Source organism: Rhizobacter sp. AJA081-3, assembly GCF_017795745.1.
Classification (GTDB): Bacteria; Pseudomonadota; Gammaproteobacteria; order Burkholderiales; family Burkholderiaceae_C; genus Piscinibacter.
Window position 1 is genome coordinate 933,301 of sequence record NZ_CP059067.1, and the last position, 24,319, is coordinate 957,619.

The 24,319-nt window shown below is 68.4% G+C and carries 25 protein-coding genes; 16 read left to right on the forward strand and 9 right to left on the reverse strand.

Translation table 11 applies throughout. The features are described from left to right. Nucleotides 1-5 precede the first annotated feature (5 nt). The 12 genes from HZ992_RS04650 (at nt 6) to nagZ (ending at nt 11,628) form a co-directional block, all read left to right on the forward strand. The gene (locus tag HZ992_RS04650; RefSeq protein WP_209385519.1) at nt 6-629 is read left to right on the forward strand and encodes a sigma-E factor negative regulatory protein; all 624 of its coding nucleotides are present in this window, start codon (nt 6-8) and stop codon (nt 627-629) included. A 25-nt stretch (nt 630-654) separates the two neighbouring features. After that, complete coding sequence (locus HZ992_RS04655; protein ID WP_209385520.1) at nt 655-1,671, forward strand: MucB/RseB C-terminal domain-containing protein; 1,017 nt, start codon at nt 655-657, stop codon at nt 1,669-1,671. A gap of 49 nt (nt 1,672-1,720) precedes the next feature. Next, nucleotides 1,721-3,169: a DegQ family serine endoprotease gene (locus HZ992_RS04660; RefSeq protein ID WP_209387045.1), complete on the forward strand. Its 1,449-nt coding sequence runs from the start codon at nt 1,721-1,723 to the stop codon at nt 3,167-3,169. Nucleotides 3,170-3,726: 557 nt separating this feature from the next. Further along, entirely contained in the window at nt 3,727-5,535 is a 1,809-nt protein-coding gene (lepA, locus tag HZ992_RS04665) for a translation elongation factor 4 (RefSeq protein ID WP_209385521.1), read from the forward strand. Next, complete coding sequence (gene lepB / locus HZ992_RS04670) at nt 5,535-6,512, forward strand: signal peptidase I (RefSeq protein WP_209385522.1); 978 nt, start codon at nt 5,535-5,537, stop codon at nt 6,510-6,512. Before lepA ends, lepB begins: the two co-directional genes overlap by 1 nt. Before the next feature lie 39 nt (nt 6,513-6,551). Continuing rightward, nucleotides 6,552-6,920: a DUF4845 domain-containing protein gene (locus HZ992_RS04675; protein WP_209385523.1), complete on the forward strand. Its 369-nt coding sequence runs from the start codon at nt 6,552-6,554 to the stop codon at nt 6,918-6,920. A gap of 49 nt (nt 6,921-6,969) precedes the next feature. Then, nucleotides 6,970-7,674, forward strand: coding sequence for a ribonuclease III (gene rnc / locus HZ992_RS04680; protein ID WP_209385524.1), 705 nt, complete (start codon nt 6,970-6,972; stop codon nt 7,672-7,674). Then, entirely contained in the window at nt 7,671-8,597 is a 927-nt protein-coding gene (gene era / locus HZ992_RS04685) for a GTPase Era (protein WP_209385525.1), read from the forward strand. Before rnc ends, era begins: the two co-directional genes overlap by 4 nt. Nucleotides 8,598-8,599: 2 nt before the next feature. Then, nucleotides 8,600-9,370, forward strand: coding sequence for a DNA repair protein RecO (gene recO, locus HZ992_RS04690; protein WP_209385526.1), 771 nt, complete (start codon nt 8,600-8,602; stop codon nt 9,368-9,370). Further along, entirely contained in the window at nt 9,367-10,164 is a 798-nt protein-coding gene (locus HZ992_RS04695; protein ID WP_209385527.1) for a pyridoxine 5'-phosphate synthase, read from the forward strand. Before recO ends, HZ992_RS04695 begins: the two co-directional genes overlap by 4 nt. A gap of 7 nt (nt 10,165-10,171) precedes the next feature. Continuing rightward, on the forward strand, nt 10,172-10,573 hold the full coding sequence (gene acpS / locus HZ992_RS04700; RefSeq protein ID WP_209385528.1) for a holo-ACP synthase: 402 nt from the start codon (nt 10,172-10,174) through the stop codon (nt 10,571-10,573). Further along, nucleotides 10,570-11,628, forward strand: a complete 1,059-nt coding sequence (gene nagZ, locus HZ992_RS04705) for a beta-N-acetylhexosaminidase (RefSeq protein WP_209385529.1) — start codon at nt 10,570-10,572, stop codon at nt 11,626-11,628. Before acpS ends, nagZ begins: the two co-directional genes overlap by 4 nt. A gap of 59 nt (nt 11,629-11,687) precedes the next feature. Here the strand turns inward: nagZ and HZ992_RS04710 are convergent, their stop codons facing one another. Beyond that, nucleotides 11,688-14,696, reverse strand: coding sequence for an Rne/Rng family ribonuclease (locus tag HZ992_RS04710; protein ID WP_209385530.1), 3,009 nt, complete (start codon nt 14,694-14,696; stop codon nt 11,688-11,690). A gap of 689 nt (nt 14,697-15,385) precedes the next feature. Here HZ992_RS04710 and HZ992_RS04715 point away from each other — a divergent pair. Genes HZ992_RS04715 through HZ992_RS04730 form a run of 4 tightly spaced genes read left to right on the forward strand, consistent with a single transcriptional unit; the run spans nt 15,386 to nt 18,413 of the window. Next, nucleotides 15,386-16,312, forward strand: coding sequence for an RluA family pseudouridine synthase (locus HZ992_RS04715; RefSeq protein WP_245213352.1), 927 nt, complete (start codon nt 15,386-15,388; stop codon nt 16,310-16,312). Continuing rightward, a complete protein-coding gene (locus tag HZ992_RS04720; protein WP_245213353.1) occupies nt 16,309-16,971 on the forward strand; it encodes an HAD family hydrolase in 663 nt (220 codons plus the stop codon). Before HZ992_RS04715 ends, HZ992_RS04720 begins: the two co-directional genes overlap by 4 nt. Next, nucleotides 16,964-17,353: a Rieske (2Fe-2S) protein gene (locus HZ992_RS04725; RefSeq protein ID WP_209385533.1), complete on the forward strand. Its 390-nt coding sequence runs from the start codon at nt 16,964-16,966 to the stop codon at nt 17,351-17,353. Before HZ992_RS04720 ends, HZ992_RS04725 begins: the two co-directional genes overlap by 8 nt. 28 nt (nt 17,354-17,381) lie before the next feature. Further along, entirely contained in the window at nt 17,382-18,413 is a 1,032-nt protein-coding gene (locus tag HZ992_RS04730) for a S49 family peptidase (protein ID WP_209385534.1), read from the forward strand. A 14-nt stretch (nt 18,414-18,427) separates the two neighbouring features. Here the strand turns inward: HZ992_RS04730 and HZ992_RS04735 are convergent, their stop codons facing one another. The 8 genes from HZ992_RS04735 to HZ992_RS04770 form a co-directional block, all read right to left on the reverse strand. Then, nucleotides 18,428-18,913, reverse strand: a complete 486-nt coding sequence (locus tag HZ992_RS04735) for a cupin domain-containing protein (RefSeq protein ID WP_209385535.1) — start codon at nt 18,911-18,913, stop codon at nt 18,428-18,430. Continuing rightward, nucleotides 18,910-19,551, reverse strand: coding sequence for an urease accessory protein UreG (gene ureG / locus HZ992_RS04740; RefSeq protein WP_209385536.1), 642 nt, complete (start codon nt 19,549-19,551; stop codon nt 18,910-18,912). The genes HZ992_RS04735 and ureG overlap by 4 nt, the downstream gene beginning before the upstream one ends. A gap of 34 nt (nt 19,552-19,585) precedes the next feature. Next, the gene (locus HZ992_RS04745) at nt 19,586-20,248 is read right to left on the reverse strand and encodes an urease accessory protein UreF (protein WP_371816789.1); all 663 of its coding nucleotides are present in this window, start codon (nt 20,246-20,248) and stop codon (nt 19,586-19,588) included. A gap of 54 nt (nt 20,249-20,302) precedes the next feature. Further along, nucleotides 20,303-20,899 (reverse strand): urease accessory protein UreE, encoded by a 597-nt coding sequence (gene ureE, locus HZ992_RS04750; protein WP_209385538.1) that lies wholly within the window; start codon nt 20,897-20,899, stop codon nt 20,303-20,305. Between the two features lie 17 nt (nt 20,900-20,916). After that, nucleotides 20,917-22,008 carry a hypothetical protein gene (locus tag HZ992_RS04755; protein WP_209385539.1) on the reverse strand — a complete coding sequence of 364 codons (1,092 nt, stop codon included), beginning with the start codon at nt 22,006-22,008 and terminating at the stop codon, nt 20,917-20,919. 96 nt (nt 22,009-22,104) lie between these two features. Further along, entirely contained in the window at nt 22,105-23,832 is a 1,728-nt protein-coding gene (ureC, locus tag HZ992_RS04760) for an urease subunit alpha (RefSeq protein WP_209385540.1), read from the reverse strand. Then, nucleotides 23,832-24,137 (reverse strand): urease subunit beta, encoded by a 306-nt coding sequence (locus HZ992_RS04765; protein ID WP_209385541.1) that lies wholly within the window; start codon nt 24,135-24,137, stop codon nt 23,832-23,834. Before HZ992_RS04765 ends, ureC begins: the two co-directional genes overlap by 1 nt. Continuing rightward, entirely contained in the window at nt 24,134-24,301 is a 168-nt protein-coding gene (locus tag HZ992_RS04770) for a hypothetical protein (RefSeq protein ID WP_209385542.1), read from the reverse strand. Before HZ992_RS04770 ends, HZ992_RS04765 begins: the two co-directional genes overlap by 4 nt. Between the last annotated feature and the right edge of the window lie 18 nt (nt 24,302-24,319).

Below are 24,319 nucleotides of genomic sequence, written 5' to 3' on the forward strand. Positions count from 1 at the left end.
CGAAGATGTCCAGTGAACAGTCAGTCGATTCGAACGGCGCGGAAGAGTTTTCTGCGCTGGTCGATGGAGAACTCGGCCCCGATGGTGTGGTGCGCGCCTGCGCGAGCTGGCGCAGCGACGCCCGGTCGCGACAGACGTGGCACGCGTACCACCTGATCGGAGACGTGCTGCGATCCGACGATCTGGCTTCGCGCCCTGCTCGCGACGTGGATTTCCTGAATCGCCTGCGCGAGCGTCTTGCCGACGAGCCGGTGGTGCTGGCGCCGTCGGCTGTGCCGGCAGTTTCCGCCGTGCCGGGGATCGCTGGCCGCCGCGCATTGCGGCACTGGCGGGCGGGTGCCGCCGTCGCTGCCGGATTTGTCGCCGTGGCGGGCGTGCTGGTCGTGATGCGTTCGCCAGCGCCGCAGACGGCGCCGGAGTTGGCTCGCGCGCCCATGGCCTCGCCTGTGGTGCCGGTCGCAGCAGATGCCGGTGTCGAGCAGGCAGCTTATGTCACCGACGGGCGGGTCATGCGCGACGCGCGACTGGATCGCTACCTGGCGGCCCACCAGCAGTTCGCGGGCGCTTCGGCGCTGGGCGTGCCGTCGGCATTCCTGCGCAGTGCGACCACCGATGCCTCGAAGCGCTGACTTCCGCGAACGGCCCGTTTCCCACATGCTCATCCGTCCGATCTTTGCGCTGACTCTGCTCGGCGCCTTCTGCGGCTTTGTGTCCGCGGCGGGTGGCGGAACCGCGTCCACCGATGCCGAAGCTCGCGAGGTGCGTGTCTGGCTGACGCGCATCCACGAGGCGGCGGGCAAGCAGAACTTCCAGGGAACGTTCGTGGTGAGCGGCGGCGGAGCGGTCTCCAGTGCCCGAATCGCCCACTACTGCGAAGGCAGCAACCAGTACGAGCGGATCGAGTCGCTCGACGGGCAGGCGCGCCACGTCTTCCGTCTCAACGATGTGGTCCACACGGTGTGGCCGGCCAGCCGCGTCGCTCTGGTCGAGCAGGCGCAGTCGCTGACGAGCTTTCCCGCGCTGCTGCAAGGAGGCGTCGACCGGCTGGCCGAGTTCTACGAGGTCAATCCGCAGGGCAGCGAGCGCGTGGCCGGGCGCGAGGCCAACGTGCTGATGGTGCAGCCGCGCGACGCGAACCGCTTTGGCTACCGGCTCTGGTCGGACAAGGCCTCGGGCCTGTTGCTGCGAGCCGACGTGGTCAACGACCGCAACGAGGTGCTCGAGACTTCGGCCTTTTCCGAGGTGACGATCGGTGTGAAGCCGCAGCTCGACAGCGTGACCGTGCCGATGCGCAAGCTCGACGGGTACCGTGTGATCCGGCCCGCGCTGACCGCCACGCGGCTGGACGCCGAAGGCTGGGCGATGCGGCAGTTGGTGCCCGGGTTCCGCGAAGTCAGCTGCGTCAAGCGGCCGATGGAGTCGCCCACCTCGAACAGCCAGGAGGCTTCGGCAGAGCCGGTGCTGCAGACGATCTTCTCCGACGGGCTGACCTACGTGTCGCTGTTCATCGAGCCATTCAATGCGCAGCGCCACCAGCGCTCCATGCGCACTGCCGTCGGCGCGACGCAGACCCTGATGCGCCGGCATGGCGATTGGTGGGTCACTGTCGTTGGCGACGTTCCGCCCGCGACCCTGCTGATGTTCGCCAACGGGCTTGAACGCAAGAAGTGAATCGCCAACTGGCTCGGTTTCCTGTTTGAGGCCATCACCCATGACCCAGATGTACTCCCTCGTTCCGCAGGCCGCACGCCGCAGCCTCGTCGCCGTTCTGTTCGGCCTCGTCCTGGCCGCGGCAGGCGGCATCGTCAGTCAGCCGGCACGGGCCCAGGCGCTGCCGGAGTTCGCCGACCTCGCCGATCGTGTCGGCCCGGCGGTGGTCAACATCCGCACCACCGAGAGGCGCTCTGCGCGCAGCAGTGGCGGGCCGGAGATCGACGAGGACATGCTGGAATTCTTCAAGCGCTTCGGCCTGCCCATCCCCAACCAGCCCTCGCCGCGCGGTCAGCGCCCGGCGCCAGATGGCGAGCCGCAGCAGCGCGGCGTGGGATCCGGATTCATTTTGAGCGCCGACGGCTACGTGATGACCAACGCGCACGTGGTCGAGGGTGCCGACGAGGTCTTCGTCACGCTGACCGACAAGCGCGAGATGAAGGCCCGCATCATCGGTGCCGACCGTCGCTCTGACGTGGCGCTGGTGAAGATCGACGCGGCCGGGCTGCCGACCGTGCGCATCGGCGACGTCAGCCGCCTTCGCGTGGGCGAATGGGTGATCGCCATCGGCTCGCCTTTCGGACTGGAGAACACCGTGACCGCCGGCATCGTCAGCGCGAAGTCACGCGATACCGGCGAGTTCCTGCCGCTGATCCAGACCGACGTGGCCATCAACCCCGGCAATTCGGGCGGTCCGCTGATCAACATGCGCGGTGAGGTGGTGGGCATCAACTCGCAGATCTACAGCCGCTCTGGTGGCTACATGGGCATCTCGTTCGCGATCCCGATCGACGAGGCCAGCCGAGTGGCCGAACAGCTCAAGACGACCGGCCGCGTCAGCCGCGGCCGCATCGGCGTGAGTATCGATCAGGTCACCAAGGACGTGGCCGAATCCATCGGCCTGGGCAAGCCCACGGGTGCCTTGGTGCGAAGCGTCGAAGCCGGCGGCCCGGCCGAGAAGGCCGGCATCGAGGCGGGAGACATCATCACGCGCTTCGATGGCCGCGTGGTCGAGAAGTCGGGTGACCTGCCGCGCATCGTCGGCGGCGTGAAGCCAGGCAGCAAGTCGACCGTTCAGGTGTTCCGGCGTGGCGCCTACAAGGATCTCGGGGTGATGGTGGCCGAGATCGAACCGGACAAGGTCAAGCGTACCGCCGAGGCAGAGACCAAGCCGCCGGCCACCGTCTCGACGATGGGCATTGCCGTGTCCGATCTGAACGAGGCACAGAAGCGCGAACTCAAGCTGAAGAACGGCGTGCGGGTGGAGGTGGCCGATGGCGCCGCGGCACGCGCTGGCCTGCGCGAGGGCGACGTGATCCTGTCGCTGGACAACACCGAGATCACCAGCGCCAAGCAGTTCGAGGCCGTGGTCTCGAAGCTGGACAAGTCGCGCGCCGTCACCGCGCTCGTGCGGCGCGGCGACACGGTGAACTTTCTGATCATCCGTCCCGTGCGCTGACCGCCGCGGCGGGCCTGTGGGGAGCCTGGCGTTGGCGCCGGGCATCCTACTGTGGAGGCGGGTCTTTCCATGATCCGGGATGTGAGGCGGTGTGATGGCACCCGAGAAGCGAGGCTGCGGGCCAGCTTTTCAGATTGCAGTAAGTCAGCTCTCGCTAACATTGGTGCCCGAACGGGGATTGCACTGACCGAACGGTAGAATCAGGGTCTGCCACCGCCCTGTTTCGCTGATTCGATCAACAAAGCAGGGTGTTCAGATCTATCCCCAACTGATCCACAAGGCTTTGTGGATAAGCTGTTGATGACTTTTCCTGTTGGCACCCTGCAACGACGAGAAATCGAGGATTGGCGCGGTTTCCAGCCGGGTGCTTTTGGCTACAATGAAGGCCCAACAAGCAGTTGCCATACGTTTTGTTGGAAGGCGCGTCAATCTTTCGACGTGCCTTTTTTTTGGTTTCGACACGCCGCTTCGCGGCTTCACATCGCTTCGCGATTTGAGTCTCCGCCGCAACGCAATGGCCGTTGTGTTTATCGCCTGAGGCTCACGCTCCGCTGTCCATGGACCACATCCGCAACTTCTCCATCATTGCCCACATCGATCACGGCAAGAGCACGCTGGCCGATCGGCTGATCCAGCGCTGCGGCGGTCTGTCAGACCGTGAGATGGAGGCGCAAGTGCTCGACTCGATGGACATCGAGCGCGAGCGCGGCATCACGATCAAGGCGCAGACCGCGGCGCTGACCTACATCGCGCGAGACGGCCAGAAGTACACGCTGAACCTCATCGACACGCCGGGGCACGTCGACTTCTCCTACGAGGTCAGCCGCTCGCTGTCGGCCTGCGAGGGTGCCTTGCTGGTGGTCGACGCGAGCCAGGGCGTCGAGGCGCAGACGGTCGCCAACTGCTACACCGCGCTGGAACTCGGGGTCGAGGTCGTGCCGGTGCTCAACAAGATGGACCTGCCTCAGGCTGACCCGCAGCGTGCCAAGGAAGAGATCGAGGATGTGATCGGCATCGACGCGACCGACGCCATCCCGTGCAGCGCCAAGACGGGCGAAGGCATCGACGACATCCTCGAAGCGGTGCTCACGCGCATGCCGGCGCCGCGCGGCAAGGCCGAGGCGCCGCTGCGCGCCATGATCATCGACTCCTGGTTCGACAACTACGTCGGCGTGGTGATGCTGGTGCGCGTGGTCGACGGCTCGCTGTCCAAGGGCGAGCGAATCCGGCTGATGGCCAGCGACGCGGTCTACGGAGCCGAGCAGCTCGGCGTGTTCACGCCGAAGTCGGTGCCGCGCGACACGCTGAACGCCGGCGAGGTGGGTTTCGTGATCGCCGGCATCAAGGAGCTGCAGGCCGCCAAGGTCGGCGACACGATCACGCTCGAGAAGAAGCTGCCCAACAACCTGGGCGTGGCCACCGAGGCGCTGCCCGGCTTCAAGGAGATCCAGCCGCAGGTCTTCGCCGGGCTCTACCCGACCGAAGCGAGCGAGTACGACCAGCTGCGCGACGCGCTCGAGAAGCTCAAGCTCAACGATTCGTCCCTGCGCTACGAGCCGGAGGTCAGCCAGGCGCTCGGCTTCGGCTTCCGCTGCGGCTTCCTCGGCCTGCTGCACATGGAGATCGTGCAGGAGCGGCTGGAGCGCGAGTTCGACCAGGACCTGATCACCACCGCGCCGAGCGTCGTCTACGAGGTCGAGCTCAACGACGGCACGCTGCTGCGCGTGGAGAACCCCTCCAAGATGCCTGATCTGGGCCGCATCAAGGAGATCCGCGAGCCGATCGTCACCGTGCACCTCTACATGCCGCAGGACTACGTCGGCCCGGTCATGACGCTGGCCAACCTCAAGCGCGGCAACCAGATCAACATGGCCTACCACGGCCGCCAGGTCATGCTGACCTACGAGATGCCGCTGGCCGAGATCGTTCTCGACTTCTTCGACAAGCTGAAAAGCGTGTCGCGCGGCTACGCGTCGATGGACTACGAGTTCAAGGAGTACCGGGCCGCCGATGTCGTGAAGGTGGACATCCTGCTCAACGGCGAGAAGGTGGACGCGCTGTCGATCATCGTCCACCGCAGCCAGAGCGCGTACCGCAGCCGCGCCGTGGTGAGCAAGATGCGCGAGCTGATCTCGCGCCAGATGTACGACGTGGCGGTGCAGGCCGCCATCGGCGCCAACATCATCGCGCGTGAGACAATCAAGGCGCTGCGCAAGAACGTGCTGGCCAAGTGCTACGGCGGCGACATCTCCCGCAAGCGCAAGCTGCTCGAAAAACAAAAGGCCGGCAAGAAACGCATGAAGCAGATCGGCTCCGTCGAAGTGCCGCAGGAAGCGTTTCTCGCCATCCTGCAAGTGGACGACTGATGGGTTACCTGACCGGTGTGCTCTATGGCGTGCTCGCCTTCTACCTGGGGGGCTGGTACCTCGGCAAGTGGACGGGCAATTTCTCGCTGCTGCTGTTCATTCTCAGTGTCGTGACCCTGGCCTACTGGCTGGCCGAACGTTTCCACTTCGCGCCGCGGCGCCTCGTGGCCGCCCGTGCACTGGAAGAACAGGACACTGCCCGTCGCGCCCAGCTCGCCGCGCAGGGCATCTCCAAGATCGACACCGATCTGGAACCGGCGCGCGAACGACTGCTGATGCAGCCCTGGTGGCTGGACTGGACGGCCGGCCTGTTCCCGGTGATCCTGGCAGTCTTCCTGCTGCGATCGTTCCTGTTTGAGCCGTTCAAGATCCCGTCGGGGTCGATGATTCCGACACTGCTCGTCGGCGACCTGATTCTCGTCAACAAGTACCACTATGGTGTGCGCCTGCCGGTGATCAACAAGAAGATCATCCCGAACAACAACCCGAAGCGCGGCGACGTGATGGTGTTCCGCTTCCCGCGCGATCCCAGCATCGATTACATCAAGCGAGTGGTCGGCCTGCCGGGCGACGAGGTCAGCTTCCGCAACCAGAAGCTGTCGATCAACGGCCAGGAAGTCCCCCTGGAGGCGATGCCCGCGCCAGGCTTCTACGACGAGGACTCGCTGCGCTACTTCCCCGAGTTCAAGGAAAAGCTCGGCGACGTCGAGCACCGCATCCTCGTGAACCCGCAGGCGCAGCGGCCGTTCGGCGCCGATGGGGCCTACACGTTTCCCTTCCGGGAGAACTGCCGGTACAGTGCCGAGGGCGTGAGCTGCAGGGTGCCCGAGGGACACTATTTCATGATGGGCGACAACCGCGACAATTCCGAGGACTCGCGCTACTGGGGCTTCGTGCCCGACGAGAACATCGTCGGCCGGGCTTTTTTCGTGTGGATGAACTTCGGCAACCCGAAGCGCATCGGTTCGTTCCACTGACGCGCCGGGGCACGAGGTTCACGACGGGAGCATGAACGCATGACTGCAGAGCCTGTATCGAGCCGCCGCCAGCGCGGTGTCACTCTCTTCGGCCTGATGTTCTGGGCCGTGTTGATCGGATTCGGCGCGCTCGTCACGATGCGCGTGCTGCCGACGATCAACGAGTACTACACCATCCAGCGCGCGGTCGAGAAGATCGCCAAGGAAGGCGGCACCACCGTGCCCGAGATCCGCAACGCCTTCGAGAAGCAGAAGCAGATCGAGTACTCGATCAATTCGATCGAAGGCAAGGACCTGAAGATCACCAAGGAAAACGAGAAGGTCGTGGTGAGTTTCGCCTACGACAAGGAGATCGAGCTGATGGCTCCGGTCTACCTGCTCATCAAGTACGAGGGGCGCTCCAAGTAGCGCAGCGGGGCCAATCCGGGTGCGAGGGCACCTGACCGCGACCAACCCGATGGACGAACGACTCGACGAACTTCAGCAACGAATCGGCCACCGATTCCGCCAGGCCGATCTGCTGCCGCGTGCGCTCACGCACCGCAGCTTCGGCGCCGATCACAATGAGCGGCTCGAATTCCTCGGCGATGCCGTGCTCAGCCTGGCTGTCTCCAGCCTGCTGTTCGACCGCTTTGCCGGCTCCGATGAAGGCGACCTGACGCGCGTGCGCGCCCACCTGGTTCGCGAGGAGAGCCTGCACCGTGTCGCCCTGCAGGTCGGCCTGCCCGAGGTGCTGCGGCTGTCCGAGGGCGAAGCCCGCGGCGGCGGCGCGCAGCGTGCGTCCATCCTCGCCGATGCGCTGGAGGCGGTGATCGGCGCGGTGTTCCTCGACGGCGGCTTCGAATCGGCGCGTGCGCTGGTACAGCGACTGTTCGGCGAGGTCATCGCGGGCACCGACATCGGCGGCTGGGCCAAGGACGCCAAGACCGAGCTGCAGGAATGGCTGCAGGCTCGGCGCCTGCCGGTGCCGACCTACCGCATCAGCGGCACACGCGGCCAGGCGCATGCGCAGACCTTCGAGGTCGATTGCGAGGTGCCGGCACTGGGCCTGACGCAAGCCGGCGAGGGCAAGTCCCGCCGGCAGGCCGAGCAGGAAGCGGCACGCCGCATGATCGACCTGCTCAAGGCCAGTGACCGCCCCGGCGGCCCGCTCCGCTCATGACGAACACCCCCTCGGCCGAAGAACCTCCTGCGGCGCAGCGCTGCGGCCTGATCGCCATCGTCGGCCGGCCGAACGTCGGCAAGTCGACATTGCTGAATGCATTGGTCGGCCAGAAGATCAGCATCACCTCGGCCAAGGCGCAGACCACCCGCCACCGCATCACCGGCATCCGCACGGTGGGCGACTCGCAGTTCGTCTTCGTCGACACGCCCGGCTTCCAGACGCGCCACGCCGCAGCGCTGAACCGCACGCTGAACCGCACGGTGCAGGGCGTGCTGACCGATGTCGATGTGGTGCTCTTCGTCGTCGAGGCCGGCCGTTTCGGGCTGGACGACGCCAAGGTGCTCGCCCTCATCCAGGGCGAGGCCATGAAGGGCAAGCCGGTGTTCCTGATCGCCAACAAGCTCGACGCCGTGCAGCGCCGGGCCGAACTGGCGCCCTGGCTCAAGAGCATGCAGGACCGCCACGCTTTCGCCGAGTTCGTGCCGCTGTCGGCCAAGAAGGCGGCCGACGTCGAGCGCCTGCTCGGCATCGTGCGGCCCTATCTTCCAGAGCAGCCCTGGTTCCACGAGGAAGACGCGCTCACCGACCGCAGCGACCGCTTCCTTGCCAGCGAACTCATCCGCGAGAAGCTGTTCCGCCTGACCGGCGACGAACTGCCCTACACCTCGACGGTGGTGATCGACAAGTACGAGGAAGAAGGCAACCTGCGGCGCATCGCGGCGTCCATCGTCGTCGAGCGCGACGCGCACAAGGGCATGATCATCGGCGCCGGTGGCGAGCGGCTCAAGCGCATCGGTTCCGAGGCGCGCCAGGAGCTCGAGAAGCTGCTGGACGCCAAGGTGTTCCTCGAGCTGTTCGTCAAGGTGCGATCCGGCTGGGCGGCCGACGAGGACCACCTGCGCAGCTACGGCTACGAGTAACGATGGCCACGGCGCGCGGCGCGGCCCCGCTGGCGGCCTTCGTGCTGCACCGATACGACTGGAGCGAATCCAGCCTGATTCTCGATCTGTTCACTCGTTCGCAGGGCCGCGTGGCGGTGGCGGCGCGCGGAGCCAAGAAGCCGCACTCCAATCTGCGTGCGATCCTCTTGCCGTTTCAGCGCGTCCATGTCTCGCTGGGCCGGCTGCCGGAAGGCGAGGGTGCTGGCGAGGTGCAGACGCTGCGCCAGGCCGAGTGGGGCGGCGGCGCGGCCATGCTGACCGGGGCGGCGCTGTTCAGCGGCTTCTACCTCAACGAATTGCTGATGAAGCTGCTCGCCCGGCACGACCCGCACCCGGTGCTCTTCGATGCCTATGCGCAGACCCTGCCGCTGCTCGGCCCCGGCGAAGATGCCCGCACGCAGACGGCGCTGCGCGCCTTCGAGCTCACGCTGCTGCAGGAGATCGGGCTGCTGCCCGACCTGAGCGTGGCGACGCAGACGCAGCAACCCTTGCAGTCCGCAGCGCTGTACGCGCTTCGGCCGGAGGCCGGCGTCATCGAGGCGCGCGGCGACGAGTCGGGCATGCCGGGCGCCACGCTGGTCGGTGTGCAGGCCGCGCTCGAGCACGGCAGCCTCGAGGCCCTGCACCAGGTCTGTGCCGGCGCGCTACCGGCGCTGAAGGCACAGTTGCGCGCGCTGCTTCACTATCATCTCGGCTCCGCCCCCTTGCGCACCCGCCAGGCGATGCTGGACGTGCAGAACCTCGCCCCATGAATCCACTGCTGACCACCGGACTCGACGCCCACCGCGGCATGACCGCGCTGTCGGTCAACCTCAACAAGGTGGCCCTGCTTCGCAACACACGCGCGCTGGGCATCCCGAGCGTGACGCGCGCTGCCACGCTGGCGCTGGAGGCCGGCTGCCAGGGCATCACGGTGCACCCACGGCCCGACGAGCGCCATATTCGCGCGCAGGACGTCGTCGACCTCGGCGAACTGCTGAAGTCCTGGCCGCAGGCCGAGTACAACATCGAAGGCAACCCTTTTCACAACCTGATGGACTGCGTTCGCGACCTGGTGCGCCGTGGCCTTCCGGTGCACCAGGTCACCTTCGTGCCCGACAGCGTCGATCAGCCGACCTCCGACCACGGCTGGCGCTTCCCGCAGGACCTGCAGCGCCTGGCGCCGCTGGTTGCCGAGTGCCGGGCGATGGGTCTGCGTGTGAGCCTGTTCATGGACCCGGAGCCAGGCCAGATGCGCGGTGCGCGCGAGGCCGGCGCCGACCGCGTCGAGCTCTACACCGAGACCTATGCCCGTGCCCACGGCACGCCGCAGCAGGCGCCCGTGCTGGCCGGCTTCACCGCGTCGGCGCAGGCCGCGCTGGCCGAAGGCCTGGGCTTGAACGCCGGCCACGACCTGAACCGCGACAACCTCACCGACTTCCTGCAGGCCGTGCCGGGCATCCAGGAGGTCTCGATCGGCCATGCGCTGATTGCGGATGCGCTGGAGCTCGGTCTGGCAGAGACGGTGCGCGACTACCTGCGCTGCATCCACCGGGCGCACGCCTGAGCCGAGCATGATCTTCGGCATCGGGACGGACATCTGCGACATCCGGCGCATGCGCGAGACCTACGTGCGACGCGGCGAACGTTTCGCGGCCAAGGTGCTCGGCCCGCACGAGATCGAGGTGTTCCGCCAGCGCTTGGCCAAGGTCGAGTCGCGCGGCATCAGCTACCTGGCCACGCGCTTCTCGGCCAAGGAGGCCTTCTCCAAGGCCATCGGCATGGGCATGCGCATGCCCATGACCTGGCGCGACTGCGAAGTCGTCAAGGCGCCCAGCGGCAAACCCGAGATCCGCCTGCATGGCGCGCTGGCCGAGTGGTTCGAGACACGCGGCCTGCGCGCCCACGTCAGCGTGACCGACGAAACCGACTACGCGGCGAGCTTCGTCGTCGTCGAAACCCGAGAGAACCGATGAGCCCCCATTGCCCCGTCATCCTGGACATCGCCGGCCTGAGCCTGTCGGCCGACGATCGCCGCCGCCTGCAGCACCCGCTGACCGGCGGGCTGATCCTGTTCGCGCGCAACTGGTCCGAGCGCCGCCAGCTCGTCGAGCTGACCGCCGAGATCAAGTCGCTGCGCGCCGACCTGCTGATCTGCGTCGATCACGAAGGCGGGCGTGTGCAGCGTTTCCGCACTGACGGCTTCACGCACCTGCCGCCGATGCGCGCGCTGGGTGAGCTGTGGATGCGCGACCCGCTCACCGCCACCGACGCCGCCACCGCTGCCGGCCAGGTGCTTGGCATGGAGCTGCGCGCCTGCGGTGTCGACCTCAGCTTCACGCCGGTGCTCGACCTCGACCACGGCGGCAGCAGCGTCATCGGCGACCGCGCTTTCCACCGCGATGCGCGCGTGGCCACGATGCTGGCCAAGAGCCTGATGCATGGCCTGCTGCTGGCCGGCATGGCCAACTGCGGCAAGCATTTCCCGGGGCACGGCTTCGTGAAGGCCGACAGCCACACCGAGGTGCCGGTCGACAAGCGCAGCCTGAAGGCCATCCTGGCTGACGACGCCAAGCCCTACGAGTGGCTGTCCACCAGCCTGGCCAGCGTGATGCCGGCGCACGTGGTCTACCCGAAGGTCGATGCCCACCCGGCCGGCTTCTCGCCGCGCTGGCTGAAGGAGATCCTGCGCCTGCAGCTCGGTTTCACCGGCGCCGTGTTCAGCGACGACCTCAGCATGGAGGGCGCTCGCCGCGTCGGCGGCGTCGAGGTCAGTTATGCCGAGGCCGCCGCCATCGCGCTCGACGCCGGTTGCGACCTGGTGCTGCTGTGCAACCAGTCGGTGGACGGCGGTGCGGCCGTCGACGCCTTGCTCGACGGCCTGGAGGCGCAGCATGCACAAGGCCACTGGCAATCCGACCCCGACAGCGAGGCGCGACGCCAGCGCCTGCTGCCGCAGACCGCGCCGCTGGCCTGGGACGACCTGATGCACGACCCGCTGTACCAGCGCGCGCTGGAACGGCTGCCCTAGAAACGACAACGCCGCCGAAGCCTGGGCCGCGGCGGCGTGTCGCACAAGGCGACGCGTACTTACTGCGGTGCGCGCGGCTCCTGCGCAGCCTGGTCGAAGGGCAGGGTGATCTGCGAGAGATCCTTGCGCGTCTCGACCAGCACCAGCGGGCCTTCGTCGGCCACCACCACCGGCTTGCGCTCGCGCGGCACGTGCACGGGCTTCGGCTCGTTGGCCATCGCCTCCTGCACGGCGCGGATCTTGTCGGCGTCGGAGTTCACCCACTGCAGACCAGCGGATTGCGCGACCTCGGCCAGCTGACCGGCGGGCAGCACGAAGGGTTCGACCTTCGTGACGACGGGTGCAGCGGCGGGGACCGGTGCTGCCACGGGGGCGGCCACAGGCGCCGGTGCTGCGACGAACGGCGCGACGAAGGCTTCGGCCAGCGGCTCGGCAATCGGTTCGACCGCAGCCACCGGTTGCGCGACTGATTCGGCCGCAGCCACCGGCGCATATTCGGCGAACTCGGCGGGCACGGCGCCTTGTTCGGCGATGGCCGGCATGCCCTCGCCGAGCGGTACTTCGCTGCCCGGCGCGGCTTCGTCACGGCGCTCACGGCGCTGACGATCGCGGCCACCGCGACCACCACGACGGCGGCTGTCGCGCTCCTCGCCGCCTTCGGTCGCCTGCGGCGCGGCCTCGGCGGCCCCGCTGCTCACGACCTCGGTGGCGACTTCGCCTTCAGCGCTCACCGGCGTATCGCCTACCGCGCCTTCGGCTCCGCGCGATTCATCGCGGTCACGACCACCGCGCCCACGGCGGTTGCGACGGCGGCCATTGCGTTCGGCCTGCGCCTCGCCGCTCTCGGCAGCACCCTCTGCCACCGGGATGGTGTCGACGAAGGCCTGCTGCACGGGCACAGCCTCTGCGCTGCCCGCCTCGGGTGCGGGACGGCGCTCGCTGCGCTCGGTACGATCACCGCGCTCGCCACGCTCGCCCCGGCCACCGCGGCGGCCTTCGCCACGCGCTTCGCCGCGCGTTTCGACGCCGGCCTCGGTGCGCACGGTGGCTTCTTCACCTTCCGGACGCTCGCTGCGCTCGCCACGTTCGTTGCGCGGCCCGCGCCCGTCGCGACCACCGCCTTCACCGCGTCCGTCACGGCCACCACGGCCACCGCGGCCGTCGGCACGTGCTTCGCCACCACGTTCGCCGCGCTCGCCACGTTCACCTCGCTTGGCATCGCGGCCACCGCGGCCGCCACGCTCGCCGCGGCCTTCACGGCGCGGCTCGCCGGCAGCCGGAATCGCAGGCTTGGCGGCCGGGGCCGGTGCTGCAGCCGGCGTGCTCGGCTCGGCCGAGAACAGGCGCTTGACCCAGCCGAAGAATCCCGTGCCGGCCGCAGCCGCCACAGGTGCCGCCACCACCGGCGCCGGCGCGGCCACCGGGGCCACCGCGACGGGTTCGGGCTTGGGCACCGGCTGGGGCGCGGGCGTCTCGGGCATGATCCCCTTGATCACCGGCTCCTGCTTGGGCTTGGCCTTCTCGCGACGGGTGATGCCGACTTCCTCGTCCATCTCGTCGATCATCGTGTAGCTGGCCTGCAGGTTCTCCAGACGCGGGTCGTCGTGGCGCAGGCGCTCGAGCCGGTAGTTCGGCGTGTCGAGGTTCTTGTTCGGCACCAGCAGCACGGTGACGCGCTGCTTCAGCTCGATCTTGGTGATCTCGGTGCGCTTCTCGTTGAGCAGGAACGACACCACTTCCACCGGCACCTGCACATGCACGGCGGCGGTGTTCTCCTTCATCGACTCCTCCTGCACCATGCGCAGGATCTGCAGCGCGGAGCTCTCGGTGTCGCGGATGTGGCCGGTGCCGTTGCAGCGCGGGCAGGTGATGTGGCTGCCTTCGCTCAGCGCCGGGCGCAGGCGCTGGCGGCTGAGTTCGAGCAGGCCGAACTTGCTGATCGAGCTGAACTGCACGCGGGCGCGGTCTTGCCGAAGCGCGTCGCGAAGCCGGGTCTCGACCTCGCGGCGGTTCTTCGACTCTTCCATGTCGATGAAGTCGACGACGATCAGGCCGCCCAGGTCGCGCAGGCGCATCTGGCGGGCGATCTCATCGGCCGCTTCGAGGTTGGTGCGGGTCGCGGTCTCCTCGATGTCGCTGCCGCGCGTGCTGCGCGCCGAGTTCACGTCCACAGAGACCAGCGCCTCGGTGTGGTCGATCACAATGGCGCCGCCCGAGGGAAGGTTCACTGTGCGCGAGAACGCCGTCTCGATCTGGTGCTCGATCTGGAAGCGGCTGAACAGCGGCGCATCGTCCCGGTAGCGCTTGACCTTGTTTGCCGTCTCCGGCATCACGTGGGTCATGAACTGCAGCGCCTGATCGTAGATGTCGTCGGTGTCGATCAGGATCTCGCCGATGTCGGCGGTGAAGTAGTCGCGGATCGCGCGGATCACCAGGCTCGATTCCTGGTAGATCAGGAACGCGCCCTTGCCGCCCTTGGAAGCGCCGTCGATGGCCTCCCACAGCTTGAGCATGTAGTTCAGGTCCCACTGCAGCTCGGCGGCCGAGCGGCCGATGCCAGCGGTGCGGGCGATCAGGCTCATGCCCTTGGGGTACTCGAGCTGGTCGAGGTTTTCCTTCAGCTCCTCGCGGTCCTCGCCCTCGATGCGCCGGCTCACGCCGCCGCCGCGCGGGTTGTTGGGCATCAGCACCAGGTAGCGGCCGGCCAGCGAGACGAAGGTGGTCAGCGCCGCGCCCTTGTTGCCGCGCTCTTCCTTCTCGACCTGGACCAGCAGCTCCTGGCCGTTGGAGATGACGTCCTGGATCTTCGCGTCGCGCACGCTGGCGCCTTCGCGGAAGTAGTTCTTGGAGATTTCCTTGAACGGCAGGAAGCCGTGGCGGTCTTCGCCGTAGTCGACGAAGCAGGCCTCCAGCGACGGCTCGACGCGCGTCACGACGGCCTTGTAGATGTTGCCCTTGCGCTGTTCGCGCCCTTCGATCTCGGTCTCGAAGTCGAGCAGCTTCTGCCCGTCGACGATCGCCAGGCGACGCTCTTCCTGCTGCGTCGCATTGATCAGCATGCGTTTCATGTGCACTCCTCCTGCGCCGCCTTCGTGGGCGGCGCGCTATCGACAGTCACCGCCTGCGGATGCAGGAGGCGACGCTTCGATGCACGAGAAACGCGTGGGAACCGGAAGGAATCGCCCTGGACTGCCTGGTTGCGGTGTCGATCAGCAGATCGGCCGCAGGGGCAGCGTTGGCGCGTGCGCGACAGTGGGGTGGGCGGTTGGCACTGCGCGCTGAGGCCTCGTGGGCCGGCCGCGCGCTGCATGAAAGTCCTGGGTCCTGGGCCACCGGGAACCCGGGAGCGACGGCGCAGCGCAGGACCATGTCCTGTCAGGCGCACGCTCGCAGCGCGGGGGGTGGGGGACCGGGAACAACATCCGCTGGATCACTGGACGCAGACGGGAGACGTCGGCTTTCGCGGGGCATTCGCCCTCACGCTCGGCCGCGGGTGTCTCCTGTCCGAAAACCTTGTTGGGTGGTTCGTTCTTCGTTCGCTCTGCCGCTTCGCGCCCTGGGCCGCGGCGTCACTTGGGGACGCCGCCCGCCCGGGCAACGTTGCGTTGCATCACCGGGTGGCCGCTCTCCTGAACGGCCCGTCACGCTGGCCTGCGAGGCTAAACTCCGTGGAATCAAGCACTTAGAGCACAACGTGAACGCGCCGATTATAGGGGCCAAACCGAAGCCGGCCGCAGCGGCCGCCAATGCCCCGAGCGTGCTGCGTCTCACGGTCGACGAAGGCTCGCAAGGCCAGCGGCTGGACAACTTCCTGATCCGGCTGCTCAAGGGCGTGCCCAAGACGCACGTCTACCGGGTCATCCGCTCGGGCGAGGTGCGTGTCAACAAGGGCCGTGCCGCCGCCGACACCCGGCTGGAAATCGGCGACGTGGTGCGCGTGCCGCCGGTGCGCGTGGCCGACCGATCGGCCGAGCCAGCGGCGCCGGCGCGGGAGTTTCCGGTCGTCTTTGAAGACGAGCACCTGATCGCCGTCGACAAGCCGGCCGGCGTGGCGGTGCACGGCGGAAGCGGGGTGAGCTTCGGCGTCATCGAGCAGTTGCGCCAGGCGCGGCCGGCGGCTAAGTTCCTCGAACTCGTGCACCGCCTCGACAAGGAGACCTCGGGCCTGCTGCTGATCGCCAAGAAGCGCTCGGCCCTGGTGGCGCTGCAGGACCAGCTGCGCGAACGCGAAACGGGCAAGACCTACGTGGCGCTGGTGATCGGTGCCTGGCCGGCCAGCCGCAAGGTCATCGACGTGCCGCTGCACAAGTTCCTCACCGGCGAGGGCGAGCGCCGCGTGCGCGCCGTCGAACCCGGCCACGACGAAGCCAAGCGCTCGATCACGCTGGTCAAGGTGGCGCAGCGCTATCGCGACTTCACGCTGCTGGACGTGACCATCAAGACCGGCCGCACGCACCAGATCCGCGTGCACCTGACGCACGAGGGCCACCCCATCGTCGGTGACGCCAAGTACGGCGACTTTGCGCTCAACAAGTCGCTCTCGCGCGGCGCGGCCCATTTCGAGCGCATGTTCCTGCACGCCCGGCGGCTGCGTTTCCAGCACCCGGCCAGCGGCGAGGTGATCGAGCTCGAATCGCCCCTGCCGGCAGAATGCGTGGCTTTCCTCGCCACACTCTCGACATGACACGACCGAGGCAGTTCGACCTGATCGCCTTCGACTGGGACGGCACGCTGTTCGACTCCACTGCGCTGATCGCGCGCTGCATCCAGGCCGCCTGCGCCGACCTGGGCGTGCCGGTGCCCAGCGACAAGGACGCCAGCTACGTGATCGGCATGGGCCTGATCGAGGCGCTGCAGCATGCCGCGCCGGACCTCCCGCGCGAGCGCTACAAGGAGCTCGGCGAGCGCTACCGCCACCATTACTTCGCGAAGCAGCACGAGATCGTGCTGTTCGAGGGCACGCTGGCGATGTTGCAGGCCTTGAAGGCGCGCAACCACTGGCTGGGCGTGGCCACCGGCAAGTCGCGCCGCGGGCTGGACGAGGCGCTGCAGACCGTGCAGCTGCAGGGCCTGTTCGACGCCACCCGCACCGCCGACGAGACGGCGTCCAAGCCGGATCCGCAGATGCTGATCGAGCTGATGAGCGAGTTCGGCGTGGAGCCCGAGCGCACCTTGATGATCGGCGACACCACGCACGACCTGCAGCTCGCCGCCAACGCCGGCGCCGCGGCCATCGGCGTGAGCTACGGCGCGCATGCGCACGAGAGCTTCGCCGGCTTCGAGACCCGCTACGTGGCGCACTCCACCGCCGAGCTGCACGACTGGCTGATGCGCCATGCCTGAGGCGGCCGAGCGCGGTCACGCGCAGCACCTGTGCGCCTCGGAGCAACTGGCCGAGCGCGGCGATGCCATGGTGTTCGACGTGCTGCAGTACCGCCAGCCTGCCCGCGCCTTCGCGCTGCGCTTCGACGGCCGTGTGGTCGCCTACCTGAACCGCTGCGCGCACGTGCCCGCCGAGATGGACTGGCAGCCCGGCCAGTTCCTCGACAGCGAGCGTGCCTTCATCCTGTGTTCGATCCACGGTGCGGCCTACGAGCCGTCCAGCGGCCGCTGCGTCGCCGGGCCCTGCGGCCGCGGCCGCCTCGTCGTCATCGACGTCGAGGAACGCGATGGCCAGGTGTATTGGTATCCTTCCCGCGACACCCAACCCGCCTTTGCCGACTGACGCGTCGGCCGGGGCCGAAAGCCTTCCCATGAGCACACCCGACGAACCCAGCAACCCAGGGCGAGTGGAGCCCGCCTTCGGCAGCGTGCCGCCGCCGGCATCCCCCACGCCGTCCAGCGCCGCGGCACGCCCGGCGACGCTGGAGACCTCTGGCCTGGAGCAGGTTGCACGCGACTTCCTGCGCGAGCGGCGCAGCGAACGCCGCTGGCGCATCTTCTTCCGCCTCGCCTGGCTGCTGCTACTCTTCTTCATCGTCTCGCTGACCTTCTCGTCGCGCATGGGCCCCACCGCGCCGAGCACGCCGCACACGGCCCTGGTCGAGGTGCGCGGCGAGATCGCCGCCGACACGGAGGCCAGCGCCGAGAACCTCGTCGCGGCACTGAAATCGGCCTTCGAGGATGTGGGCGCGCAGGCGGTGGTGCTGCGCATCAACTCGCCTGGTGGCAGCCCGGTGCAGGCCGGCATCGTCTACGACGAGATCCGCCGCCTGAAGGCGCTGCACAAGAAGCCGGTCTACGCGGTGGTCGAGGAGATGTGTGCCTCGGGCGCCTACTACATCGCTGTTGCAGCCGACGAGATCTACGTCGACAAGGCCAGCCTGGTGGGCAGCATCGGCGTGCTGATGGACGGCTTCGGCTTCACCGGCACGATGGAAAAGCTCGGCATCGAGCGCCGCCTGCTCACCGCCGGCGCGAACAAGGGCATGCTCGACCCGTTCTCGCCGCAGAACGAGCAGCACCGCGCGTTCGCCAAGTCGATGATCGACCAGATCCACCAGCAGTTCATCGCCGTGGTCAAGCAGGGTCGCGGCAAGCGCCTGAAGGAGACGCCGGACACTTTCTCGGGCCTGTTCTGGAACGGCGAGGAGGCCATCAAGCTCGGCCTGGCCGACAAGACCGGCAACCTCGACTTCGTGGCGCGCGAGGTGATCCGCGCCGAAGAGGTGATCGACTACACGCCCAAGGAGAACGTGGCCGAGCGGCTGGCCAAGCGCTTCGGCGCCTCGGTCGGCGCCGGCGCGGTGCGGGCGCTGCGCGAGATGGCGCCGCCGCTGCGCTGATCGAGGAGCGGGCCTTAGGGCTCGCCCTCCCAGTAGTCCAGGCTGTCGGCCGGCCGCTGGATGATGCGCAGGCCGCGCGTGTAGCCGGCGACCTTGCCCGAATCCGGGTACTCGCACAGCTCTGGCCGCTCCTGCGTGCTGATGCTCAGGTAGCGCATCGGCGCGGCCGAGGTGTTGATGAACTGGTGCGGGTACATCGGGCCGGGCGGGATGAACACCACGTCGCCGGCACGCACTGGCACCGTCTCGCCGGCCACGCGCAGCGTGCCTTCGCCTTCGAGGATGACGAACATCTCTTCCTGCGCATGGTGGAAGTGGTACGGGCAGCTGCGCTTGCCCGGCGCGAGGATGTCGAAGCCGGCGCCGAGCTTGACTGCCGCGGTACCGTCGGAGACGCCGCCGCACAGCGTGTCGTACAGCGGCTCGCGCTGCTGCCGCTCGAGTGTCACGTCCGCCAGGTTGCGGACGAGCGCGGCGCGCAGCTCGTCGGCCCGGCTCACTTCAGCAGCCCCTTGGTCTCGATGAACTCGATCACCTGCTGCAGCCCGATCTTCGTCTTCAGGTTGGTCATCACGTAGGGCCGCGTCGGGCGCATGCGCTTCGTGTCGGCTTCCATCACGGCCAAGTCGGCGCCGACGTAGGGCGCGAGGTCGGTCTTGTTGATGACGAACAGGTCGCTCTTGGTGATGCCGGGGCCGCCCTTTCGCGGGATCTTCTCGCCGGCGGCGACGTCGATCACGTAGATCGTCAGGTCCGACAGTTCGGGGCTAAAGGTCGCCGCCAGGTTGTCGCCGCCCGACTCGATGAAGACGATGTCGGCGTTCGGGAACTTGCCCAGCATGCGATCCACCGCCTCGAGGTTGATCGAGGCGTCTTCGCGAATCGCCGTGTGCGGGCAACCACCGGTCTCCACGCCCATGATGCGTTCGGGCTCCAGCGCGCCGGCGACGGTGAGCAGGCGCTGGTCTTCCTTGGTGTAGATGTCGTTGGTCACGACCACCAGGTCGTAGCGCTCGCGCATCGTCTTGCACAGCATCTCGACCAGGGTCGTCTTGCCGGAGCCGACCGGGCCCCCGACACCCACGCGCAGCGGTGGCAGTTTCTTGGTTCGCGAGGGGATGTGGTGCAGGCTGCTCATGGGGCCCATGATAGGCGCCGGGCTGACACTCCGCTCAGGATCGGAACAGGCGCGAGTACTGCGTCTCGTGCTGCGACGACAGGATGGCGAGCATCGGCGAGAAGGCCTGCCGCTCGCTGTCGGCGAGCCGCGCGGCCTGCTCGGCCGCGGCGGGGATGGCGGCCACCAGCGCCGCGAGGATGCGCTGCCCCGCGCTCTGGCCCAGCGGCACCGACTTCAGCGCCGCCTGCACCATGTTCTCGGCCCAGCCGAAGGCAAAGCTCAGCAGTGCTTCGCGCCGCGGTGCACCGGTCTGCGCCGCCGCGAGTGCGAAGGCCACCGGCCAGGTCGGCGCCGGCGGCAGTGCGGCGAGCACCGCCACGCGCTCGTCGACCACGCCACGGTTCTTCAGCCACTCGACCAGCGAGCGGCCCATCTGCTCGGCCTGCGCGCGCAGCTCGCGCGTCTCGCGCGTGGCGAGCACCCAGTCGTTGAGCTCGCGCACATGGGCGGCATCACCCCGCTGCCAGGCGCCGAAAGCCCTGGCGACCACGGCAAGCTCGCTGCGCGCCAGGGCGAGCTGGAGCTGGTCGCACAGCCAACGCGCGGCATCGGCTTCGCCGGCAACGTGACCCGACTCGACCGCGGCTTCCAGCGCCTCGGAGTAGCTGAAGCCGCCCACCGGCAGGGCCGGCGAGGCCAGCCATATCAACTGCAAAAGCGCGCTCGGAGCGAAGGGCGGTGCAACGGTGCGGACGCGCGGCACAGCGGTTCAGTGATCGTGGCCGCCGTGACCGTGGTCGTGGCCATGTGCGTGGTCGTGCCCATGATCGTGGGCGTGATCATGCGCGTGCGCGGCGTGGCCATGGTCGTGTGCCTTCTCGTGCGCACCAGCGTGCGCATGGGCGTGCGCGCCCGGCGCATAGGCGCCCGACTCCGGCTCGAAGGGCTCCTGCACTTCCTTCACGATCATGTGCATCTGGTTCAGAAGCTCGGCCAGCACATGGTCGGGCTCGAGCTTCAGATGATCGGGCTTGAGCTCCAGCTGCACATGCCGGTTGCCCAGGTGGTAGGCGGCACGCAGCAGGTCGTAAGGGCTGCCGTGCTGGCTGCAGTGCGTCACCCGCAGCACCGGCTGCGGCGCAGCCAGCACGCGCACCAGCGAGCCGTCTTCGGCCACCAGCACGTCGCCGCCGCGCACCACGCTGCCGCGCGGCAGGAACACGCCGAGCGCGCGGCCCTGCGAATCGGTGGCGTCGAAGCGGCTCTTCTGGCGCACGTCCCAGTCCAGCTCGACAGTGGCGGCGCGCTTGAGCAGCACGCCGGCGAGGCCGCGTCCGCCGGGGATGATCTTGTTGAGGGTCAGCATGGATCGGATTGTGCCGCTCAGCGACGCCGCTGCGCGTAACCCTGGCCATCGAGCCAGATCGCGCCGGTCGGGTCCTTCGGGTCGGTGATGATCAGGCGCGATTCCTCGCTGCCGTCGTCGTAGCGGATGTTGAGCATCACGCCCTCGATGCGGTAGCTGCCCTGCTGGCCGGCGGCCTGGCTGCGCGTGACCACCGAGCCGCCGGTGCTCTCGGCGCGGCCGCCCGCGCCGCCGCCGCGGCTGACCCTGCCATCGGGCGTGAAGCGGTATTCGTTCCACGCCGCCACCGACGCGGTACCGCCGACCGCCACGTTGCCCGTGCCGCCCAGGCGCCGGAACAGCCCGTCGAGGCGAAAGTCCTTGGGCAGCTGCCGGAAGGTCGACTGGAAGGGCAGCTTCTCCCAGCCCTTCTCGCCGGCGATCTGCAGCTCGCCGCCCTGGCGCCGCCAGCGTGTCCAGTCTTTGGGATGGGCCGCCTGGTGCGCGGCCATGCCGCCCGCGAACATCAGCCCTTCCACGTCGGTGAGCAGCCGGCCGTCGCGGAACAGCACCACCGGGTAGATGTCGGTGGTGATGAAGCCACCGATGCCCATGGCCGGGCGGGTGTCGAAACCGAAGGAGTCGATCTGGGCCAGCAGCGCGGCATCGGGCTTGACTCCGGCCACCGGGGCCGTCGCGGGCAGGGCCGGCTTCGCGGCCGGTGCGGCGCTGACGGCCCCCGAAAGCAGTTGCGGCGCCACCGCGGCGAACTGCGCGTCGCGCGTGCGGCTGGCTGTCACGGCGGCGAGGCAGGGGCTCACGCCCTGTGCGTCGATCTGCCGCACGATGGTGCTCACGCCGCGCTCGAGTTGCTGCTTCTGCGCGGGCTCGCTGTCGATCGCCTGTGCCTTGGCGCGGATCTGAGCGACGCCGTGGTCGCGCTCCCAGGCCTTCACGGTGGAGGCGTCGGCCGGCTTGAAGCCCCCGCGTCGCTGGCAGGCTGCGGCGAAATGGTCGAAGGTGCGAACGATCAGCACGGCTTTCAGCAGCGCTTCGTCGGCCGGTGGGGCGGCCCCGCCGGCAGCCGGCATCGCCGCGGCCAGTGCACACATCCATGCACGGTGATTCACGCCCGCCTCCCTGCTCCATGCTGATGCACCCGCAGGATATCGGCGACGCGCAGCGCGGCGCGTCGCCGGAACAAGGAGTTACCGCGTTCGTGCCCCCTAGAACAGGAAGTAGCGCTGCGCCATCGGCAGCACCTTCGCCGGCTCGCAGGTCAGCAGCACACCGTCGGCGCGCACTTCGTAGGTCTGCGCGTCGACCTCCATCTTCGGCGTCAGGCCGTTGTGCACCATGTGCTGCTTGCGCACGCTGCGGCAGCCCTTCACCGCGGCGATGCGCTTGTGCAGGCCGAGCTGCTCGGGGATGCCGCCTTCCAGCGCCGCGCGGCTCATGAAGGTCAGCGAGCCGTGGTGCAGCGCGCCGCCGAAGGCGCCGAACATCGGCCGGTAATGCACCGGCTGCGGCGTCGGGATCGACGCGTTCGGGTCGCCCATCGCCGCCGCGGCGATGAAGCCGCCCTTGAGGATCAGCGCCGGCTTGACGCCGAAGAAGGCCGGCTTCCACAGCACCAGGTCGGCCCACTTGCCGACCTCGATGCTGCCGATCTCGTGCGCCATGCCGTGGGCCAGCGCCGGGTTGATGGTGAGCTTGGCGATGTAGCGCTTCACGCGCGTGTTGTCGTTGCGCGCTGAATCCCCGGGAAGCGCGCCGCGCTGCAGCTTCATCTTGTGCGCCGTCTGCCACGTGCGGATGACGACCTCGCCGACGCGGCCCATGGCCTGGCTGTCGCTGCTCATCATGCTGATCGCGCCCAGGTCGTGCAGCACGTCCTCGGCGGCGATGGTCTCGCGGCGGATGCGGCTCTCGGCGAAGGCCAGGTCCTCGGCGATGCCGGCGTCGAGGTGGTGGCACACCATCAGCATGTCGACGTGTTCGTCGAGCGTGTTGACGGTGTAGGGCATTGTCGGGTTGGTGGAGGAGGGCAGGAAGTTCTCCTCGCCGACCACACGCAGGATGTCCGGCGCATGGCCGCCGCCCGCGCCTTCGGTGTGGAAGGCGCACAGCGTGCGGCCCTTCGTCGCTGCGATGGTGTTCTCGACGAAGCCCGATTCGTTCAGCGTGTCGCTGTGGATGGCGACCTGCGTGTCGGTCTCCTCGGCCACGCCCAGGCAGCAGTCGATCGCCGCCGGCGTGGTGCCCCAGTCCTCGTGCAGCTTCAGGCCGATCGCGCCGGACAGCACCTGCTGGCGCAGCGCCTCCGGCCGGCTGGCATTGCCCTTGCCGAGGAAGCCCAGGTTCATCGGGAAGGCATCGGCTGCCTGCAGCATGCGCGCCATGTTGACCGGCCCCGGCGTGCAGGTGGTGGCGAAGGTGCCGGTGGCCGGGCCGGTGCCGCCGCCGAGCATGGTGGTGACGCCCGAGGACAGCGCCTCCTCGATCTGCTGCGGGCAGATGAAGTGGATGTGCGAGTCGATCGCGCCGGCGGTGACGATCATGCCTTCGCCGGCGATGATCTCGGTGCCCGGGCCGATGACGATGTCCACGCCCGGCTGCACGTCGGGGTTGCCGGCCTTGCCGATGGCGGCGATGCGCGTGCCGCGGATGCCGATGTCGGCCTTGACGATGCCCCAGTGGTCGATGATCAGCGCGTTGGTGATGACGCAGTCGACCGCCTCCTGGCGGCCGGGGCCGTTGACGCGCTGGCTCTGGCCCATGCCGTCGCGGATCACCTTGCCGCCGCCGAACTTCACCTCTTCGCCGTACCCACCGGCCTCGAGGGTGTAGTCCTTCTCGACCTCGACGATCAGCTCGGTGTCGGCCAGGCGCACGCGGTCGCCGACGGTGGGGCCGAACATCTCGGCGTAGGCACGTTTGCCGATCGTTGCCATCAAAGTTTCCCTTGGACCAAGCCGCGGAAGCCGTAGACCTCGCGGTCGCCGGCAAAGTCGACCAGCTCGACGGTGCGCTGCTGCCCCGGCTCGAAGCGCACCGCGGTGCCCGAAGCGATGTTCAGCCGCATGCCGTGTGCCGCGCCGCGGTCGAACTTGAGCGCGCCGTTGGTCTCAGCGAAGTGGTAGTGCGAGCCGACCTGGATCGGCCGGTCGGCGCCGTTCTCGACCACCAGGGTGATCGTGCGGCGGCCGGGGTTGAGCGTCAGGTCGCCGGCATCGACGAGCAGTTCGCCGGGGTTCACTTGCGGCCTCGCCACCACACCATGCCGGCGCCGGCGGCCAGCGCGAGCGCCAGGCCGAACAGGTCGCTGGCGTGCCAGTGCGCACCGGCGAGGCCATGGCCCTCGTGGGCGGCGGCCCAGCCGCTGGCCAGCAGCAGCGCGGCGGCGATCAGGGTTCGATTCATGAGCGTCTCCCTCGATTT